The organism is Streptomyces sp. SCA2-17 (assembly GCF_044336695.1).
This window is the reverse complement of the sequence record NZ_CP117521.1, coordinates 6268235-6286670: the sequence shown is the minus strand read 5'-3', so window position 1 is coordinate 6286670 and position 18436 is coordinate 6268235. Positions and strand designations below refer to the sequence as shown.

The 18436-nt window shown below is 75.4% G+C and carries 15 protein-coding genes; 8 read left to right on the top strand and 7 right to left on the bottom strand.

Going from position 1 to position 18436, the window contains the following annotated elements:
• Positions 1–31: 31 nt before the first annotated feature.
• The 6 genes from PS271_RS27915 to PS271_RS27890 all read left to right on the top strand — a co-directional run bounded on the left by PS271_RS27915 (position 32) and on the right by PS271_RS27890 (position 8373).
• Positions 32–2881: a helix-turn-helix transcriptional regulator gene (locus PS271_RS27915; protein ID WP_398385665.1), complete on the top strand. Its 2850-nt coding sequence runs from the start codon at positions 32–34 to the stop codon at positions 2879–2881.
• 185 nt (positions 2882–3066) lie between these two features.
• Positions 3067–3861, top strand: coding sequence for a class I SAM-dependent methyltransferase (locus PS271_RS27910; RefSeq protein WP_398385664.1), 795 nt, complete (start codon positions 3067–3069; stop codon positions 3859–3861).
• A gap of 14 nt (positions 3862–3875) precedes the next feature.
• Positions 3876–4769: an FAD binding domain-containing protein gene (locus PS271_RS27905; RefSeq protein ID WP_398387093.1), complete on the top strand. Its 894-nt coding sequence runs from the start codon at positions 3876–3878 to the stop codon at positions 4767–4769.
• Positions 4760–5242, top strand: a complete 483-nt coding sequence (locus PS271_RS27900) for a (2Fe-2S)-binding protein (protein WP_398385663.1) — start codon at positions 4760–4762, stop codon at positions 5240–5242. Before PS271_RS27905 ends, PS271_RS27900 begins: the two co-directional genes overlap by 10 nt.
• Positions 5239–7566: a xanthine dehydrogenase family protein molybdopterin-binding subunit gene (locus tag PS271_RS27895; protein WP_398385661.1), complete on the top strand. Its 2328-nt coding sequence runs from the start codon at positions 5239–5241 to the stop codon at positions 7564–7566. The genes PS271_RS27900 and PS271_RS27895 overlap by 4 nt, the downstream gene beginning before the upstream one ends.
• A gap of 63 nt (positions 7567–7629) precedes the next feature.
• On the top strand, positions 7630–8373 hold the full coding sequence (locus tag PS271_RS27890; protein WP_398385660.1) for a class I SAM-dependent methyltransferase: 744 nt from the start codon (positions 7630–7632) through the stop codon (positions 8371–8373).
• Positions 8374–8438: 65 nt separating this feature from the next.
• Here PS271_RS27890 and PS271_RS27885 read toward each other — a convergent pair whose 3' ends face one another.
• Positions 8439–8744 (bottom strand): metalloregulator ArsR/SmtB family transcription factor, encoded by a 306-nt coding sequence (locus tag PS271_RS27885; protein ID WP_398385658.1) that lies wholly within the window; start codon positions 8742–8744, stop codon positions 8439–8441.
• Positions 8745–8825: 81 nt separating this feature from the next.
• Between PS271_RS27885 and PS271_RS27880 the strand changes: the two genes are divergently transcribed.
• The gene (locus tag PS271_RS27880) at positions 8826–10289 is read left to right on the top strand and encodes an MFS transporter (protein WP_398385657.1); all 1464 of its coding nucleotides are present in this window, start codon (positions 8826–8828) and stop codon (positions 10287–10289) included.
• A gap of 183 nt (positions 10290–10472) precedes the next feature.
• Complete coding sequence (gene ribA, locus PS271_RS27875; protein WP_398385656.1) at positions 10473–11090, top strand: GTP cyclohydrolase II RibA; 618 nt, start codon at positions 10473–10475, stop codon at positions 11088–11090.
• Between the two features lie 27 nt (positions 11091–11117).
• On the opposite strand, the gene PS271_RS27870 is transcribed toward ribA, so the two are convergent.
• The 6 genes from PS271_RS27870 to PS271_RS27845 all read right to left on the bottom strand — a co-directional run bounded on the left by PS271_RS27870 (position 11118) and on the right by PS271_RS27845 (position 18366).
• Complete coding sequence (locus PS271_RS27870) at positions 11118–14018, bottom strand: AAA family ATPase (protein WP_398385655.1); 2901 nt, start codon at positions 14016–14018, stop codon at positions 11118–11120.
• A 383-nt stretch (positions 14019–14401) separates the two neighbouring features.
• Positions 14402–14863 (bottom strand): XRE family transcriptional regulator, encoded by a 462-nt coding sequence (locus PS271_RS27865; protein WP_398385653.1) that lies wholly within the window; start codon positions 14861–14863, stop codon positions 14402–14404.
• A gap of 83 nt (positions 14864–14946) precedes the next feature.
• Positions 14947–16086, bottom strand: a complete 1140-nt coding sequence (locus PS271_RS27860; protein WP_398385652.1) for a DUF5954 family protein — start codon at positions 16084–16086, stop codon at positions 14947–14949.
• A gap of 50 nt (positions 16087–16136) precedes the next feature.
• Entirely contained in the window at positions 16137–16826 is a 690-nt protein-coding gene (locus tag PS271_RS27855) for a UdgX family uracil-DNA binding protein (protein ID WP_398385650.1), read from the bottom strand.
• On the bottom strand, positions 16826–17371 hold the full coding sequence (locus PS271_RS27850) for a type 1 glutamine amidotransferase domain-containing protein (RefSeq protein ID WP_398385648.1): 546 nt from the start codon (positions 17369–17371) through the stop codon (positions 16826–16828). Before PS271_RS27850 ends, PS271_RS27855 begins: the two co-directional genes overlap by 1 nt.
• 38 nt (positions 17372–17409) lie before the next feature.
• Entirely contained in the window at positions 17410–18366 is a 957-nt protein-coding gene (locus PS271_RS27845; protein WP_398385647.1) for a TIGR03557 family F420-dependent LLM class oxidoreductase, read from the bottom strand.
• Positions 18367–18436 lie beyond the last annotated feature (70 nt).

Below are 18436 nucleotides of genomic sequence, written 5' to 3'. Positions count from 1 at the left end.
GCCCGGCACGTACGAGGGGAGGGAGAGACTGTTGCTGAGCCGCGACAGCGAAATGACGGCCCTGGACGGGGCCTTGTCCGTAGCAGAGGCGGGAATGGGGGCCAGCCTGCTGCTGGAGGGGGGCATCGGAACCGGCAAGTCGCACCTGGTGCGGGCCGCGCTGAGGACCGCCCGGAGCAGGGGCTTCGGGACGGTCTCCGCCCGTGCCAGACCCGGCGAGCGGAGCCGGGCCCACGGAGTCCTGCACCAGATGCGCGACCAGCTGCTGTGCCTGCTCGGGAGGGCCTGGCCGCAGGAGGGCCCGGGCGACGGGGACGCGGAGGCCGCCGGGATGCACCGGCTGATCACCGCCGCCACGGCCGGCTCGCCCCTGCTGATCGCGATCGACGACCTCCAGTGGACGGACACCCCGTCGCTGCGCTGGCTCGGCTATCTGACGGCCCGTCTGGAAGGCCTGCCGGTCTTCCTGCTGGCCACCCTCGGCGTGGACCGCCCCGCCCCGGCGGACGAGGGCGCCGGGCCGCGGAGCGCCGAGTCCCCCGCCGGGGTCGCCTCCTTCTTCCACCGCCGCGCGGTGCTCCAGGGCCTCAACGCCGACAGCGTCGGCTATCTGCTGTCCTCCTTCACGGGCGAGCTCGCGGGCCCCGACCTCGTCCACGCCTGCCGCACGGCCACCGGCGGCAATCCGCTGCTGCTCCAGGCGCTGCTGCGGGAGCTGCGGCGCACGGGCCTCGCGCCGGGCGCCGTCTCCGCGCACCGGGTGGCCGGGCTGGGCCCGGTGGAGATCGCCGAGACCCTGCTGACCCGCCTCGACGGCGGCTCGCCCCAGGCCGGCGCGGTGCTCGACGCCGTGTCGGTCGTCGCGCCCGCGGCGAGCGGACCGCTCGTCGCCCGGCTCGCCGGCATCGGCGAGGGCGAGGCCGCCGACCTGCTCTACCGGCTCGTGCACTGGGGCATCCTGACGGAGGGCCAGGACGGCTTCGGCTTCGCCCAGCCGCTGGTCATGGCCTCCTTCCGGGCCCGGATGCCGCCCAGCGAGCGGGCCCGGCTGCACGCCGAGGCCGCCCGGGCCCTCTACGCGAACAGCGCCCCCCGCGAGCGCATCACCGCGCACCTGCTGCCCGCCGCCCCCCTGGGCGAGCGCTGGGCGCTGCGGCTGCTCGTGGACGCGGCCGACGCGGCGCTCGCGGGCGGCGCCCTCGCCCGGGCCCGGGTCTGCCTGGAGCGCGGCCTCGCCGAGTGCGGGCCGGAGGAGGAGCCCGGGCTGCTGCGCCGGCTCGGCCACATCGAGCTGGCCGACGGCCCCGAGCCCGCGGTCGCCCGGCTGCGCCGCACCGTCGGCCTCATCCAGGGCGGCACCGAGCACCGCGCCATGGCCCTGCTGGACCTGGCGCAGGCCGCCGCCATGACCGGCGACGTCCCCGAAGCCCTGCGGATCGTCGAGGAGGAGGCCGGCGAGCTGGAACGGTCAGGTGCCCCGAAGGAGCTGCGGGCGGGCTTCCGCGCCGTACGCGGCCTGCTGGAGCTCCTCGAAGGCCGCGGCGCGCGGCCGAAGCCGTCCTGCGTGCCGGCTTCGTCGTTCCCCGCGCAGCTGAGCGAGGTCGCCCGCTGCCCGTGGGTGCGCCGCGCCGAGGCCGCGGCGCAGGCCATGGGCGCGCAGTGGAGCGGCACGCAGCGGGCCGAGGCGGTCCAGCAGGCCCGCCTCGCGCTCGGCGAACCGGTCACCACCGTCAACGACCACGCCCTGATGCGGCTCGGCCTCGTCCTCGTGCTGGCCCGCTCGGGCGCCGTGGAGGAGGCCCTGGAGCACGGCGCGGCCCTGCTCACCGCGGCGACCGAGGAGGGCTCGCGCACCGTGGCGGCGCTCGCCCGCGCGGTGCTCGCCGAATGCGCCTTCCGTGCGGGCCGCCTGACGGAGTGCCTGGAGGCCGCGCAGGGCGTGCTGGAGCGGGGCCCGGAGCCGGCCGGGCGCGAATGGCTGGGCTCGGGCATGGCCCACGGCTGGCTCGGCAGCGCCCTGTACGAGTCCGGTGACCTCGACCAGGCGCAGCGGGTCCTCCTGGAGGCCGGGCTGGAGAGCGCGGTGCCCGCCGTGACGCTGCCCGGGCTGCTCTTCCACCGCGGCCGGCTGCAAGTCGCGCTGGGACGGGTGGGACCCGGTCTGGCGGACCTGGAGGAGTGCGGGCGGCTGCTGCTGCACCGAGGCTGGACCAACCCGGCGCTGTGGCCCTGGCGTTCCGAGGCGGCCCTGGCGCACGCCCGGCTGGGCGACGAGGACACGGGCCGGCGGCTCGTGCAGCAGGAGCTGGCCCTCGCGCGGGAGTTCGGCGCGCCCCACGCCGTCGGCGTCGCCCTGCGCGCCGCGGGCCTGCTCGGGCCCGGCGAGGAGCGGGCGGCGGTCCTCGCGGAGTCCGCCCAGCTGCTGCGGGAGGCGGGCGCCGCCCTCGACGAGGCGCGGGTGCTGCGCGACCTGGGCCGCGAGCTGATGCGGACCCGCAAGACGCGGCAGGCGCGGGAGCACCTGCGGACCGCGGCCGCGCTGGCCGAGAAGTGCGCGGCGCACGTCCTCGTCCAGGAGCTGCGCCAGGACATGGTCGAGGCCGGTGCCCGCCCGCGCCGCGACACCGAGATCGGCCCCGCCTCCCTCACCCCCGCCGAGCGCCGCACCGCGCTGCTCGCCGCGGAGGGGCTCACCAACAAGGAGATCGCCGGCCGGCTGTACGTGACGCGGCGCACCGTGGAGATGCACCTGAGCCGGGTGTACCGCAAGCTGTCGATCTCCGACCGCCGCGCGCTGAGCCTGGCGGCGGACGACGAGCGGCTGGCGCCCGCGGCGTGCCTGCACCTGCCGGAGCACGAGGCCGCCGAGTCCTGCGCCTGACGCCGCTGCGCCCGAAGCGTGCTGCCGCCGGGGCGGCAGCACGCGGGCGGCCGCCTGTCGTCTCGGTACCGGCACCCAATTGCTCCGGGGAACGCTACGGGCCGCACCGTGATCCGTGACCCCGGCGCGGGGCGGGAATCTGGAAGCCTCAACTCCGGGCGATCCGGAAGAAGGTGAGGCGCCCCATGACCGACGCGGCGGACGGCAGCGCAGTGCGCCCGTCCCACGACGACTTGCAGTACGACCGGATCGGCGAGGACTACGAACTGTCCAAGCTGCTGCCGCTGACGTGGTATGTGGAACGGCCCAGCGTGCTGGGTCTGCTGGCGGACGTCCGGGGCAAGGACGTGCTCGATCTCGCGTGCGGTACGGGGGTCTACACGCGACACGCCCGCAGGCTGGGGGCGGAGCGCGTGCTGGGCGTGGACATCTCCCCGAAGATGATCGATGCCTGCCTGGCGGCGGAGGAGCGCACGCGGCTCGGCGTCGAGTACGCCGTGGGCGACGCGTCCGCGTTACCGCGGCTCGGCGAGTTCGACGTGCTGCTCGCCGCGTACCTGTTCAACTACGCCGCCTCGCCGGAGGCGCTGGAGAGCATGGCCCGGAACTGCGCCCGCAACCTGCGCCCGGGGGGCGCGCTGCGGGCCTTCGTCGCCCACCCGGACTTCGACTTCGGCCGCCCGCTGCCGGAGCGCTACGGATTCTCCTTCGAGCGGGAGCCGGACCCGGCGCACGACGGCCGGATCCGCGTCACCGCGCACACCGACCCCCGGGTCAGCTTCTCCGCCTACCTGCCCTCCGGCCGGGCCTTCGAAGAGACCTTCGCCGCCGCAGGCTTCCGCGACTGCACGTGGGAGCCGGTGCGGCTCTCCGTCGAAGGGGAGCTGGAACACGGGCCCGCCTACTGGGACGACTTCCGGGCCAACCCGCCGTGGGCGGTCTTCCGCTGCGTCAAGTGCACCGAGGGCAGCCCCGGATGAGCCTTCCGGCCACCATGGAGTTCCTCCTGCCCGACCGCCTGGACGACGCGCTGGAGGCGATGGCCGCCCGCCCCGGCACGCTGCCCGTGGCCGGCGGCACCGACGTCATGGTGCGGCTGGCCCGGGGCCGGCAGCACCCGCCCGCCGCCGTCGACCTCACCCGGATCCCCTGCCTGGCCCGCTGGGAGCGGGAGGCGGGCCTCGTCCGGCTCGGCGCGGCCGTGCCCTACACGCGGATCGCCGACGAGCTCGCGGGCCCGCTGCCCGGGCTCGCCGCCGCGGCCCGCACGGTGGGCTCCCGCCAGATCCGCAACCGCGGCACCGCGGGCGGCGCCCTCGGCACCGCCTGGGCCGCCGGTGACGTCCACCCCATGCTGCTGGCGTGCGGCGCGGAGGTGGAGCTGGTGTCCGCGCGCGGCGCCCGGCGGGTGCCGGTGCGGGAGTTCTACACCGGCCCGGGCCGCACGGTCCGCGCGCCGGACGAGCTGATCCGCGCCGTGCGGGTGCCTGCGGCGGAGGGGCCGCAGAGCTACGCCAAGGCGGGGCGGCGCGGCGCCGTGGTGGTGGCGACCTGTTCCTTCGCGGTGGCGCTGTGGCCCTCCCGGGGCACGGTGGGCACCGGCATCGGCGGGGCGGCGGACACGCCCCTGCCGGCGCTCGAAGCGGAGCGGTTCGTGGCCGGGGAGCTCGCCGGACGGCGGCTGTGGCATTCCCTGAAGCCGCTCCCGGACGGCGTCGTGACCCGCTTCGGCGAACTGGCCGCCGCGGCGGTCTCGCCCGCCGACGACGTGCGCGGCTCGTCCGCCTACCGCCGGCACGCGGTGGCCGTGCTGGCCCGCCGGGCCCTCGGCTGGGTGTGGGACGACTACCGCGCGGACGAGCGCGCGAAGGAGGAGACGTGCGCCTGACGCTGACGGTCAACGGCGAGCGGCACGACATCGACGGCGTCGCCGGGACCCAGAGCCTGCTGTCCGTCCTGCGGCGGCGCCTGGGCCTGTCCGGCGCGAAGAACGCCTGCGAGCAGGGCCAGTGCGGCTCCTGCTCGGTGCACCTGGACGGGGTGCTGGTGTGCGCGTGCCTGGTGCCCGCGCCCCAGGCCCACGGCCGGAGCGTGGAGACCGTCGAGGGCCTGGCCGGCGAGGACGGCCCGCACCCGGTGCAGGAGGCGTTCCTCGCCTGCGGCGCCGTGCAGTGCGGCTTCTGCACGCCCGGCATGCTCAAGTCCACCGAGGACCTGCTGCGCCGCTGCCCCGACCCCGGCGAGGCCGAGATCAAGGACGCCCTCGCGGGGAACCTGTGCCGCTGCACGGGCTACGGGCACATCCTCGACGCCGTCCGCCTGGCCGCCGCCCGCACGCGCGCCCTGGAGGCCCGCCCGTGACCCCGAACGCCCCCGCCTCGTACGTCCCGGGCTCCCGCCGCACGCCCGGGACCGTCGGCGACAGCGCCCCCCGCCCGGACGGGCCGCTGAAGGTCCGCGGCGCCTTCGCCTACTCCTCCGACCTGGAAGCCGAGGACATGCTGTGGGGCACCACGCTCCGCAGCCCCCACCCGCGCGCCCGCATCCTCTCCGTCGACACCGCCGCCGCGCTCGCCCTGCCCGGCGTCCACGCGGTGCTGACCCACCGTGACGTGCCCGGGCGCAACCTCCACGGGTCGATGGTGGTCGACCAGCCGGTGCTCGCCGTGGACACCGTGCGCTACGAGGGCGAGCCCGTCGCCGTCGTGGCCGCCGAGGACCCGGAGACGGCCCGCCGCGCCGCGGAGCTGGTGCGCGTCGCCTACGAGGTGCTGCCGCCGGTCACCGACGCCGAGGCCGCCCTCGCCCCGGACTCCCCCGCCGTGCACGACGGCGGCAACCTGCTGCGCCACGTCCCGCTGCGCCGCGGCCGCGCCGCGCGCGGCGAGCCGCTCACCGCCGACGTCGTGGTGCGCGGGGTCTACGAGGTCGGCATGCAGGACCAGGCCTTCCTGGGGCCGGAGTCGGGCCTGGCCGTGCCCGACCCGGACGGCGGGGTGTCCCTGCACGTCGCCACGCAGTGGCTGCACGTGGACCACGACCAGGTCGTGGCGGCCCTGGGCCTGCCGCGCGAGAGGGTGCGGCTGCACCTGGCGGGCGTCGGCGGGGCGTTCGGCGCCCGCGAGGACCTGTCGATGCACGCGCACGCCTGCCTGCTCGCCCTGCGCACCGGCCGCCCGGTGAAGATGTGCTACACCCGCGAGGAGTCCTTCGTCGGCCACGTGCACCGCCACCCGGCGAAGATGGCCTACGAACACGGCGCCACCCGCGACGGCCGGCTCCTCTACGTCAAGGCCTCGATCATCCTGGACGGCGGCGCCTACTCCTCCAGCTCCCCCGCCGTCGCCGGCACCGTCGCCACCTGCTCCCTCGGTCCGTACGAGGTCCCGGACGCGGAAGTGGACGTGCGCGTCGTCTACACCAACAACCCGCCGTGCGGGGCGATGCGCGGCTTCGGCGCCGTGCAGTCCTGCTTCGGCTACGAGTCGCAGATGGACCGGCTCGCGCGCGAACTCGGCATGGACCCGGTGGAGCTGCGCATCCGCAACGCGGTCGCCGAGGGGTCGGCGGTGGCCAACGGGCAGGTCCTGGACCACCCGGCGCCGGTCGCCGAGCTGCTGCGCCGGGTGCGGGACCGGCCGATGCCCCCCGCGGCGCCGCCCGAGGGCGCCCACCTGTCCCGTACGGCCTCGCGCGGCGAGTCCGTCGTGCGCGGCGTGGGCTACGCCGTCGGCTTCAAGAACGTCGGCTTCGTGGAGGGCTTCGACGACTACTCCACCGCCCGGGTCCGGCTGGAGTCCGCCGGCGGGCAGGCGCGGGCCGTGGTGACCAGCGCGGCGGCCGAGGTCGGCCAGGGCGTGGTGACCGTGCAGGCCCAGATCGCGCGGACCGAACTCGGCGTCGAGCAGGTGACGGTGGAGTTCGGGGACAGCTCCTTCGGCTCGGCCGGGCCCTCCTCGTCCTCCCGCCAGACGTACGTCACCGGCGGGGCCGTCAAGGCGGCCGCGGAGGCCGTCCGGGCCCGCGTCCTGGAGCGCGCGGACCGGCTGCTGGGACGGCCCGGCACCGCCACGGGCCTGTCCGGCGGCGCGGTCACCGGGCCCGGTGGCCGGGTGCTGTGCAAACTGGCCGACGTGCTGGGCGACGAGGCCGTCGAGGAGACCGCCGAGTGGCACCACCGGCCCACGTTCCCCCTGGACCCGCACACCGGGCAGGGTGACTCGGTCTTCCAGTTCGCCTTCGCCGCGCACCGGGCGGTGGTCGACGTGGACACCGAGCTCGGCCTCGTCCGGACGGTCGAGATCGCCACCGCCCAGGACGTCGGCAAGGCCGTCAACCCGCAGGCCCTGCTGGGCCAGATCCACGGCGGCACCGTGCAGGGCCTGGGGCTCGCTCTGATGGAGGAGATCCGCACCGAGGGCGGCCTGATGCAGAACCCGTCCTTCGCCGAGTACCTCATCCCGACCGTCCACGACGTGCCGCCGATGCACGTCGACGTGCTCGAACTGGCCGACCCGCACGCCCCCTACGGGGTGCGCGGCGTAGGGGAGCCGCCGAACATCTCCAGCCCGGCCGCGGTCGCCGCCGCCGTCCGGGACGCCACCGGCCTCGACCTGCCGCGCATCCCCCTGCGCCTCGAAGACGTGGCCGGGCTGCCCCGCACGCCCGGCTCCGGGGTGCGGTGAGCGCCACCCCACCCTCCCCGAGCCGGTCACGGCCGGGGCCCGCCCCACCCGAGGAGACCCCCCATGAGCCAGGAGCGCACCACTGCGCAGTACGACGTGATCGGAGCGCGCTGGGAGGACGCGCGGTCACTGCCCACGGTCCACCCGGAGCGCGCGAGCTTCCTCGCCCTGCTGGGCGACGTGACCGGGCTGGACGTCCTCGACCTGGCGTGCGGCGACGGCTTCTACACGCGGCAGGCCAAGCTGCTGGGCGCGGGCCGGGTGGTGGGGGCGGACGTCTCGGAGGAGATGGTCGCGGCGGCGCGGGCGGCCGAGGAGCGGGCGCCGCTGGGCACCCGCTACGTGGCCGCGGACGCGGCCGACCTGCCGGACCTCGGCGGCTTCGACGTCGTGACGGCCGCCTACCTGCTCAACTACGCGCGGGAGGAGGAGACGCTGACGGCCATGTGCCGCGGCGCCTTCGAACGGCTGCCGCGGGGCGGGCGGTTCATCGGGGTGACGCAGAACCCGCACTTCTCCTTCGAGGGGCCGCGGCCCGACCCGTACGGCTTCACCTTCGAGCCGCTCGCGGCCTCGGCGTTCGGCACCCGGATCCGGGTCACGGCGGCGCTGGAGCCGCCGATCACCTTCGAAACCTGCCTGATCCGGCCGGAGGTGTACGAGGCGGCGTTCGCGGCGGCGGGGTTCACCAAGGTCTCGTGGGTGCCGCTGCACGTGCCGGAGGCGGCGTTGCAGCGCTTCGGGGCCGCGTACTGGGAGGGCTTCTCGGCCAATCCGCCCATCGTGCTGTTCGAGGCCGTCCGCTGACGGCGGGCGTGCGGGCGCCCGGCCGGGCCCCGGAGTCCACGCGGGCGCCGGACCCGCCCCGCCGGTCAGCCGGCGGCGGCCAGCCGGGGCGGCTGGATGGCCGCCAGGAGCTCGTGGAGCCGGTCGAGCCCCTCGGGGCGGACCGAATAGCAGATCTGGGTGCCGCGGCGGCGGGTGACCACGAGGCCGGCCTCGCGCAGCACCTTCAGGTGCTGGCTGATGGTCGGCTGGGTGACCTCGAAGAACTCGGTGAAGTCACAGGCACACGTCTCGGGTTCGGCCGCCAGCGCGCGCATGATGCCCAGCCGCACGGGGTGTCCGAGCGCCCGGAGCATGGCGACGTCCGTCTTGTCCTCCGCAGGTTCTCTCACGTTGACAGGCTATCAAACAGCGCCTATATAGTGGATCTCCTAAATAGGAAATTGCCTATGTAAAACTGGTTCGGAGGTCCGATGACCGACAAGACCGAGGCGCCCGCCGCAGACCCCGCCGAAGGCGGCGTCCTCTCCCCCCGCTACCGCGCGCTGTCCTTAGGGCTGATCACGTCGGTCACGCTGGTGGCCTTCCTCTGGCTGGGCGTCGCCACCGTCCTGCCCGAGGCCGCCGAGGACCTCGGCGGGGTCCACCTGTTCGGCTGGGCGTTCACCGCGTTCATGCTCGCCAACCTCTTCGGGACCATCGCCGCCGGCCAGGGCGCCGACCGGGGCGGCCCCACCCGCCCGTACGTGCAGGCCTTCATCGTCTTCGTGATCGGCTGCGTGGTCGCGGCGATCGCCTCCAACTGGTGGATCCTGCTGGCGGGCCGCATCCTGCAAGGCCTGGGCGTCGGCGGCGTGCTCGCCCTGGCCTACCTGATCGTCGGCCTCGCCTACCCCGACGAGCTGCGCGCCAAGATGCTCGCGCTGGTGGCCTCGGCGTGGACGCTGCCCGCCCTGCTCGGCCCGGCCATCGCCGGCGCCATCGCGAGCGCCACCAACTGGCGGGTGGTCTTCCTGATCCTCGTCCCGCTGGTGCCCGTCGCGGCCCTGCTCACCCTGCCCGCGATGCGCAAGCTCAAGCCCACCGGCGACGGCACGCCGGGCGAGAACCGGCTGCCGCTGACCGTGCTGCTGGTGCTCGGCGTCGGCGCCCTGCTGGCCGGCCTGGAGAACCGCAACCTCGTCGTGCTCGTGCCGCTCGTCGTCGTCGGCATCGCGATCACGCTGCCGGTGCTCGGCAAGCTGCTCCCGGCGGGCACGCTCACCGTCCGGCGCGGCATGCCCGCCGGCATGATCGTGCGCGGCCTGGTCAGCGCCGCCTACTACGGGGGCGAGTCCTTCTTCCCCCTCAGCATGACCCGCGTCCTCGGCCTCACCACGCTCGGCTCCGGCCTCGCGCTGTCCGCCGGCGCCCTCACCTGGGTCAGCGGCGCCTGGCTCCAGGCGAAGCTGGACACCCGCAGCGGCGGCAAGGGCCGGCACGCCCGCGTCGTCCTCGGCTTCGTCCTGCTGGTGGCCGGTGACGCGCTGATCGCCCTGGCCGTCGGCACCGACCTCAAGAGCGTCCCGCTCGCGATCGTCGGCTGGGCCGTCGCCGGCCTCGGCATGGGCTTCGTCTACCCCGCCGTCACCACGATCGTGCTGTCTCTGGCCCCCAAGGGCAAGGAGGGCTCGGCCAGTTCGAGCCTCCAGCTGTGCGAGACCCTGTCCGTGGCCGTGATGACCGGCCTCGGCACCGCCATCACCGCCTACGGCTCCTCGCACGACTGGGCCGACAGCCGCGGACTGGGCATCATCTACGTCATTGCCGCCGCGTGCGCCTTCCTCGGCATCGCGGCGGGCCTGCGGACCGCCGTCCGCAAGCTCACCGGCGACGGCGGCCCGGAGGACGCCCCGGCGGCCTCGGCGGAGCTCCGGGAATCGGAGCGAACGGCCTGATCAACGGCCTGTTCAACGCCGGATGAGATGTCCGGCACGGGTCCGGTTCGGTACGCGGCGCGGAAATGCTTCGGTCGCTGTACCGGGCCGGTCCGTGCTGTTCGCGGCGGCCCCTTCGCCGATGCTGGAGCGACCGGTGCGAGTGACGCGCCGGTCGCGCAAGCATCTCCATGGGAGGGAACAGTGCCGAAAGTGCTGAACGCCGATGTGCTGAACGGCGAGGCGCCCGCCCCGGCCCCCGCGGACGGCCGCCGGGGCGGGGCCCGTGTCCGGTCCCGGGTGGAGATCCCGCTCCACCTGGCCGACGGCTCCTGGCAGACCGCGCACGTCATCACTTTCGACGGGCTCACCGACGGCCTGGAGCACATTGCGGTGTCCTACACCCGACACCCCGCCGTCCCGCTGGTCCGGGTCCACTCCGAGTGCCTGACCGGAGACGTCCTCGGCTCGGGCCGGTGCGACTGCGGGCCGCAGCTCGACGAGTCGCTCCAGCGGGTGGCCGAGGAGGGTGGCATCCTGCTCTACCTGCGCCAGGAGGGCCAGGGCCGCACGGACGTCAGCCTCTACGACAAGCTCGACGCGTACAGCGTCCAGGACCGCGGCCGCGGCATCTCCGCCGCGGGCCACGGCCTGCGGACGGCCGACGACGCCCGCGACTACCACGCGGCCGCCCAGATGCTCCGGGCCCTGGGCGTCGGCCGGGTCAGGCTGCTGACCAGCAACCCGGACAAGGTGCGGCAGCTGAGCTGGTACGGGATCGCCGTCGAGGAACGGCTCGACTTCGCCGGCCGCGGCGCCTGACGGCCGGCGCGCGCCCGCCCCGGGCCCTCACCCGGCGCGGGCGCCGGACCAGGCGGCGGGCTGCGCGGCGCACTCCGGCAGGTCGGCGCCCGCGGAGCCGCTCTCGGGCCGTGCGAAGTACTCCGCGAGGCCGGAGCGGCCCGTCACGGCCAGCTTGCGGTAGACGCGGCTCAGGTGCAGCTCGACCGTGCGCTGGGTGACGAACATCTTGGCCGCGATCTCCCGGTTGGTGAACTTGGCCACCGCCATGAGCGCGACGCGGCGCTCGGTCGGGGTGAGGGCGTCGATGCCCACCTCGGTCGGGCGCCGCGGCCGGGCCCCGGCCGCCAGCAACTCCTGACGGGCCGTCTGGGCCAGCACGGCCGCACCGCACTGCTCGGCCAGGGACTGCGCGCGCCGCAGGTGCTCGCGCGCCTCGCCGAGCCGGCTGGACTTGCGCATCAGGATGCCGAGGTCGGTCAGCGCCCGGGCCAGGTCCAGCCGGGCCGCGGACTCCTCCAGCACCTCGACGGCCTCCCGCAGCGCCTCCTCGCCGCCCAGGCCCTTGGCCAGCAGCCCGGCCGCCCGCAGGGCCCGGCCGGTCGCCCGGCGGCCTCCCCACCGGCGCGCCCGGGCCAGCTCCTCCTCCACGAGGGCGAGCGCGGTCTCGCGCTCGCCGAGCCCCGCGTGGACGAGGGCCGCCTCCGAACGCCAGGACAGCACGGACGGGTTGAGCTGCCCGGCGGCGCCGAGCCGGCGGCCGCACTCCATCAGGTCGGCCAGGCCGGCCTGCGGATGCCCGCAGGCCACGCGGAGCCGGCCGCGGTGGAAGAGCAGCGCCGCGAAGCCGGCGCCCTCCGGCACGTCGGCGTCCAGGCCGAAGTCGCTCAGCGCCCGGTTGGCCTCCCGCAGCTCGCCGGTCTCCAGCAGCGAGGCGACGACCGCCGCCATCGCCTGACCCGTGCGGCTCCAGTGCCCCGACGGCGAGGACCCGGCCGGCTCCAGGGCCGCGCGCGCGTCCTCCAGGCAGCCGGTGATGTCCCCCGAGCGGTAGCGCACTTCGGCGCGCATGCTGTGGGCGATGGTGAGCAGCGTCCGCGACCCCTCGGCCCGCGCGCGGTCCAGCAGCGCGCGGCACTCGGACAGGGCGAGGTCCAGCTCGTCGGCGCGGGCGAGCACTTGCAGGGGCACCGTGCGGGTCGCGATGCGCCAGTCGAGGCTGACGTGCTCCTCCTGGAGCGCCTGGCGGGCCTGGTGGACGGCGCGGTCGCGCTCCTCGCCGCGGCGCGAGGAGCGCAGGGCCGCGAGGCTGAGCCGGGTGTGGCGCTCGCCGGGGGTCGCCGTCGCCGCCGGGGGCAGCGGTTCGGCGGCCCCGGCGCAGTCCTCCTCGACCGCCGCGTCGACTGCGTGGTTCAGTTCGCGCAGCAGGCAGCGCTCGGCCCGCAGGGCGTCCGCCGCGTCCTCCTCGGCGCCGCGGGCCTCGGCCACGCCTTCCAGGAGGACGCGCTCGGCCTCCTCGGGGCGGCCCAGGAGTTGCAGGGCGTGGGCGGTGCACAGCCGGATGTCGGCGCGGCAGGCGGCGTCGGGTTCGAGGGCGAGGGCGCGCCGCAGGTGTTCCACGGCGGCCGCGGGGTCGGCGGCGAGCTCGATCCGGCCGAGGGCGCGCAGGAGCTTGCCGCGGCACGCTCCCTCGCACTCCTCCAGGCCGCGGTGGAGGTAGGCGCGGGCCTGGTCGGGGTCGCCGCGCTGGATGACCTCGCCGGCCGCCGTGGAGAGGACGGTGCAGGTCCAGTGCAGGCCGAGGGTGCTGCGCACGCGCAGGAGCTGGGCGGCGACGCGCTCGGCGGGGGCGCCGGACTCGTGGAGGAGCTGGGCGGCGCGGGCGTGCAGGGCGTCGCGGCGGCTGGGCGGGACGCGGGCCAGGACGGCGGTGCGCAGGACGGGCCGGGCGAAGCGGACGACGCTGCCCTCCCCGGTGAGGGCACCGGCCCGGACGAGGGCGTCGACGACGTCGGCCGCGCCGAGCGGGTCCAGGCCGAGCAGCCGGGCGGTCATGGCGGTGGTGGCGGAGCCGTCCAGGACGGCGATGGCCTGGAGCACCGCCGCGGCGCCGGGGTAGGCCCGGTCGTAGCGCGGCAGGAGCGTGTCGGCCACCTCCACCGGGGCGAGGTCACCGATGCGGTCCACGGCCTCGGCGTCGGGGCGCAGGCCGTGCAGGCGCATCACGCGGAAGAGCGCTTCGAGGAGGTACGGGCTGCCGCCGGTGGCGGTGCGGCACGCTTCCACGAAGCGGGGGTCGGGGGCGGCGTCGGTCGTGTCGGGGCCGGGCCCGGGGGCCAGTCCTGGGGCGGCGAAGGCGTCGGCGGCGATGCGCGCGGTGTCCTCGGCGGAGAGGCCCCTTAACAGCGTGCGGTGGCGGAAGGAGGAGAGCACCTCGGCCAGGACGGGGTCGCCGGGGGTCTCGCCGAGGGCGACGGTGGCGACGACCGCGACCGGGGTGTTCTCCAGACGGGCCATCAGGTAGCCGAGGCAGCGCAGGGACGCGGTGTCGGCCCACTGGAGGTCGTCGACGGCCAGCATCAGCGGGGTGCCGGTGGACAGCAGCCGGGCGAGCGGGTGGACGGCCGCCGCGCCGGGCGAGGGGTGCGCGGCGTAGGGGGCCGGGCAGGTGAAGCGCGCTTCCCAGGGGTCCGGCGGCGCGGCGGGGCCGTCCGGCCCCGGGAGGGCGTCGCCCAGGAGGGTCCGGGCGCCCGCCATGAGCTGCTGCGCGATGCTGTACTCGACGTCCTGCTCGGAGGCGCGGGCCCGCGCCGAGAGCAGGTGGAGGCCGTGTTCGCCGGCCTGGTCCATGGCGTGGCGCAGGAGCCTGGTGCGCCCCATGCCGGCCGTGCCTTCGATGAGGATGCTCTGGCCGCGGCCGGCGCCGGCGGCTTTCAGGATGTCGTGCACGCGCGTGCCCTCCCCGTAAGGCGGCGGGGCCGTCCCGGAGCTGCATGCCACTCCCCCGGGTCCCCCCGTTGACCGGCCCGGTCTTTGCCTCCGTGGTGCCGTGGGTAGTGATGTGTCTCAGGAGGCCGGACCGTGAAGTCGAAGACGTTAACTCGTATGAACAAGCTGACCAATAGTTGGTTCACCGTAGCTTATGGCGTCACAAGAGGTGACCCTAACTTGAGAGTTGGGGCATTTCAACCGGCATAACGGAGCCACGGACGCCGCTTACCGTGCGGCGTCCGTGCCTCGTGGGAAAGCCGGCCTCGGGGGGGGCGAGGCGGAGGGCCTGGGCAGGCTCCGGCCGGTGGGGGGCTCGGCCGTGGGGGGCGGCCAGGGGCGCGCTAGGGCTGCCGCGTGCCCTGTTCCAGCTCCCGGAGCTGGCGGATCATGTTGGCGGCCATCCGCTTCCCCTCGGGGGAGAGCGCCGCGAGGTCGCCGCGCAGGTAGACCGCGCTCACCCCGGCGTCCGCCATGGCCTGGTCCAGCTCGCGGCCGGCCAGGACCTCCTCGTCGATCATGCGCCGGGCCACGTCGTCCTCGGTGAAGTAGGAGACGGGCACGTCGAAGTACGCGGCGAGCGCGCACAGGTGGCGCAGCGTCGGGTTCGTCCGCTCGCCGCGGTGCAGCTGCCACAGATACACGCTGGAGAAGGTCTCGCCCGACTGGGCGGCGATCTCCGCGGCCATCTTCTTGTAGGACGGCTTGCCGTTGTCACTGGGCCCGGCGCGCCTCTTGAGCAGGTGGTCGAGCTTCTGCGCCACCGTGAGGCGGCGCCGGTCCGGACCGTCCCTCTCTTCACTCATCCTCTGCCAACCCCCCTCTGCACGTCACCAGTTTAGGCACGAAAGGCCGGGCCCCGCGCCGCCGGGCCCCGCCGTATCCTGCACTATCCCGCCTCTTCGATGCGCCGTCTGCGCTCCCGTTCCTTCTCGGCGAGGACCATCATCTCCCGGACCTCCGGGCAGGGTTCCTCGTCCTCGCCGTCCTCCTCGACGTCGCCGTCGGGGATCAGTCCCTGCTCGCGCAGCTGCTGGTCGTGCACCTTGACGGGCGGCTGCGGGTCGTGGTCGGAGGGGCGCGGGCCCTCCGGGCCGTCCGGCCCGACGCGCACGAGGCGCTCGATGCGCACCACGCGGAAGCGCCGCCCGGCCACCTCGGCCTCGGAGCCGCGCTCCGCGTCGAGCCGGTCCGCGGCCCGCGCGTACTCCTCGCGCTCGGCCTCGTCCAGCCTGCGCAGCACCGGCGCCATCACCCGCAGGTCCAGGGCGAGGGAGTCGCGCGCGCTCTGGGGGGTGTGGCAGCCGCCGGTCACGGGCTCCCACCCGCCGTCGCCGGACCGCTCCGCGATCATGTAGCCGGCGGGGAGCAGCACGCCGCCCGGGTGGGTGGCCGCGGCCCGCAGGGAGTCGGCCCGCACGTCGGCGGGCGTGCCGTCCGGGCCGCGGACGAGGGACAGCAGCTCGACCTTGAGGATGCCCTCGGACAGGCCCGTGGCCGTGAGGGTGTCGAGGACCATTCCCTGGACGGGGTCGGGCACTTCGTGGGAGCGGCCGGCCGGGGCCGGGTCGGGGTCGGAGGGGCGCGGCGGCTCGGGCCCGTCGGGGCCCGTCCGGATGAACTGCTCGGCGCGCACGACGCGGTGGCGGACGCCCCGCACGGTCATCTCGTCGACGGCCTCCCAGTCGAGCCGTCCGGCAGCAGTGAGCAACTCCTCGCGGGCGGCGGCGTCGCCGGAGGCCCCCGCATCGCCCGAGGCCTCCGCGTCGCGGGCGGCACGGCGGAAGAGGGCCGCCATCGTGTCGCGGGAGTCCTGCGGCGCGGGGTCGGCGAAGCGGGTGAGCATCTCCCAGCCGCCTTCCTCGCGCTCGCGGGCCACGCCGAAGACGGGCCCGCCGGCGCCGAGGATCTCGGGGTACGCGTCGCGCGCCAGCCACGCTTCCTCGTCCGCCAAGGCGGCGACCGGGGCGTCGGGCGCGGCCATCCTGATCTGCCGGTACCCCGGCACTCGCTCGCTGTGATCGGACATGCACTCAGCATGTCGCGCGAGTCCGCTCCCGCGCAGGAAAACGCGTGGGCTCACCCGCTCCCTCCGCGCAGCAGCCGGGCCGCGACGCCGAGGTCGGAGACCAGGCCCGCGTAGGCCTCGGCGCGGGCCGCGGCGTCCGCGCGCAGCACCGCGGATGGGTGGATGGTGGCCACGAGCGCGCCCGCTCCCTCCTCCCGTTCCCCGTCTCCGGTGCCGTCGGGCGCGGGCAGCGCGAGCGGGACGCCGCGCTCCTGCGTGACGCGGAACGACGGGCCGAGCAGGGACTTGCCGGCCGTGGCGCCGAGGGCGACGACCACTTCCGGGTCGATCAGCCGCAGTTCGGAGGCGAGCCAGGGCCGGCAGGCGCTGATCTCGCGGAGGCCGGGGGTCTTGTGGATGCGGCGCTTGCCGCGCTCCTGCCGCTCGAACTTGAAGTGTTTGACGGCGTTGGTGACGTAGGCCTCGGCGGGGTCGATGCCGGCCTCCGCGAGCGCCCGCTTCAGGACGCCTCCGGCGGGGCCGACGAACGGCTCTCCCTGCCGGTCCTCCTGGTCGCCCGGCTGTTCCCCGACGAGCACCACGCGGGCGGAGGCCTCGCCGGTGCCGAAGACGGTCTGCGTGGCGTCGCGGTAGAGCGGGCAGCCCCGGCAGCCGGCCGCGGCCTCCCGCAGGCGGCGCAGGTCGGCCTTCTCCGGTACGAAGGGGCGCGCGTCGTAGGCCTCCGGCCCCGGACCGGGCATCAGGCCCCCGCGGCCTTGCGGAACTCGGCGAGGGCGGCGGTGCAGAAGGCCTTGAGATCGGCCGGTTTCCGGCTGGTGACCAGCGTGTTGGGGCCCGCGGTGCAGACCTGGGCCTCCTCGTCCACCCAGGTGCCGCCCGCGTTGCGGATGTCGGTGCGCAGACTCGGCCAGGAGGTGAGCGTGCGGCCGCGCACGACGTCCGCCTCGACGAGGGTCCAGGGGGCGTGGCAGATCGCGGCGACGGGCTTGCCGGCGTCGAAGAAGGCCTTGACGAAGGCGACGGCGCGGTCGTCCATGCGCAGGAAGTCGGGGTTGGCGACGCCGCCGGGCAGGACCAGGCCGTCGAAGTCGCCGGCGCGCGCGGTGTCCACGTCCTCGTCGACGGCGAACGTGTCGGCCTTGTCGAGGTGGTGGTACGCCTGGATGCGGCCGGTCTTCGTGGACACCAGCCGCGGCGCTCCGGCGGCGTCCATGACGGCCTGCCAGGGGTCTGTCAGCTCGACCTGCTCGACACCCTCCGGTGCCGCCAGGAATGCGATCCGCATGGTCATCAAGCGCCCTTTCTGTCAGTGGTCGTGGTCCATCAGTCCGGCAGCTGCGGCAGCACCTTGCTGCGGTAGAAGTCGAAGAAGCCCCGCTGGTCGGGGCCTATCTGGTTGATGTAGACGGTGTCGAACCCGGCGTCGGCGTAGGCGCCGACCGCGGCCAGGTGGGCGTCCAGGTCGTCCCCGCAGGTCACCGCGGAGGCGACCCGCTCCTCCGGAACGAGCTCACTCGCCTGTTCGAAGTGGCGGGGGGTGGGGAGGACCTGCGCCAGCTCGCCGGGGAGCTGCTCGGTGGCCCACAGCCGGTGCGCGGTGCGGACGGCCTCCTCGCGGTCGGTGCCCCAGCACACCTTGAGCCCGCCGTGCGCGGGCTTGGTCCCGCCCCCGCTGCGCCGGAAGCGGTCGACCGCCTCGGCGTCGGGGGCCATGGTGAGGAAGCCGTCGCCGATGCGCCCGGCCAGCTCGGTCGCGGCCGGCCCGAACGCCGAGACGTCGATGGGCACGGGCTCGTCCGGGACCGTGTAGAGCCGGGCGTTCTCGACGGTGTAGTGCTTGCCGTGGTGGCTGACCTCGCCGCCCTCGAAGAGCATCCGCATCACCTGGACGGCCTCTTGCAGCATCTCCAGCCGTACGGCGGCCTGCGGCCAGGCGCCGCCGAGGATGTGTTCGTTGAGCGCCTCCCCGCTGCCCACGCCCAGCCGGAAGCGCCCGTCGAGCTGGACGGCGGCGGTGGCGGCCGCCTGGGCGACGACGGCCGGGTGCATGCGGATGATCGGGCAGGTGACGGCGGTCCGTACGGGCAGCGAGGTGGCCTGCGAGAGCGCGCCGATCACCGACCAGACGAAGGGGCTCTGGCCCTGTTCGGAGTTCCACGGATGGTAGTGGTCGGAGATCCACAGGGAGGTGAAGCCCGCCTGCTCGGCCATGCGGGCCTGTTCGACCAGGTCGGCGGGGCCGTGTTCCTCGGTGGACAGGAAGTAGCCGTATTCCGTCATCGGGGGTGTCCTCCTGGAGGGCGGGGCTTCGGACGCCGGGTATCCACTGCGGCAGGGCGGAAACACCCGG

What these genes read in the sequence shown, in the direction of transcription:
- PS271_RS27845 (WP_398385647.1), bottom strand. Translation starts at nt 18,366, where the DNA reads ATGACGGAATACGGCTACTTCCTGTCCACCGAGGAACACGGCCCCGCC.
- PS271_RS27860 (WP_398385652.1), bottom strand. Translation starts at nt 16,086, where the DNA reads ATGTCCGATCACAGCGAGCGAGTGCCGGGGTACCGGCAGATCAGGATG.
- PS271_RS27880 (WP_398385657.1), top strand. Translation starts at nt 8,826, where the DNA reads ATGACCGACAAGACCGAGGCGCCCGCCGCAGACCCCGCCGAAGGCGGC.
- PS271_RS27850 (WP_398385648.1), bottom strand. Translation starts at nt 17,371, where the DNA reads ATGCGGATCGCATTCCTGGCGGCACCGGAGGGTGTCGAGCAGGTCGAG.
- PS271_RS27890 (WP_398385660.1), top strand. Translation starts at nt 7,630, where the DNA reads ATGAGCCAGGAGCGCACCACTGCGCAGTACGACGTGATCGGAGCGCGC.
- PS271_RS27855 (WP_398385650.1), bottom strand. Translation starts at nt 16,826, where the DNA reads ATGCCCGGTCCGGGGCCGGAGGCCTACGACGCGCGCCCCTTCGTACCG.
- PS271_RS27865 (WP_398385653.1), bottom strand. Translation starts at nt 14,863, where the DNA reads ATGAGTGAAGAGAGGGACGGTCCGGACCGGCGCCGCCTCACGGTGGCG.
- PS271_RS27910 (WP_398385664.1), top strand. Translation starts at nt 3,067, where the DNA reads ATGACCGACGCGGCGGACGGCAGCGCAGTGCGCCCGTCCCACGACGAC.
- PS271_RS27905 (WP_398387093.1), top strand. Translation starts at nt 3,876, where the DNA reads ATGGAGTTCCTCCTGCCCGACCGCCTGGACGACGCGCTGGAGGCGATG.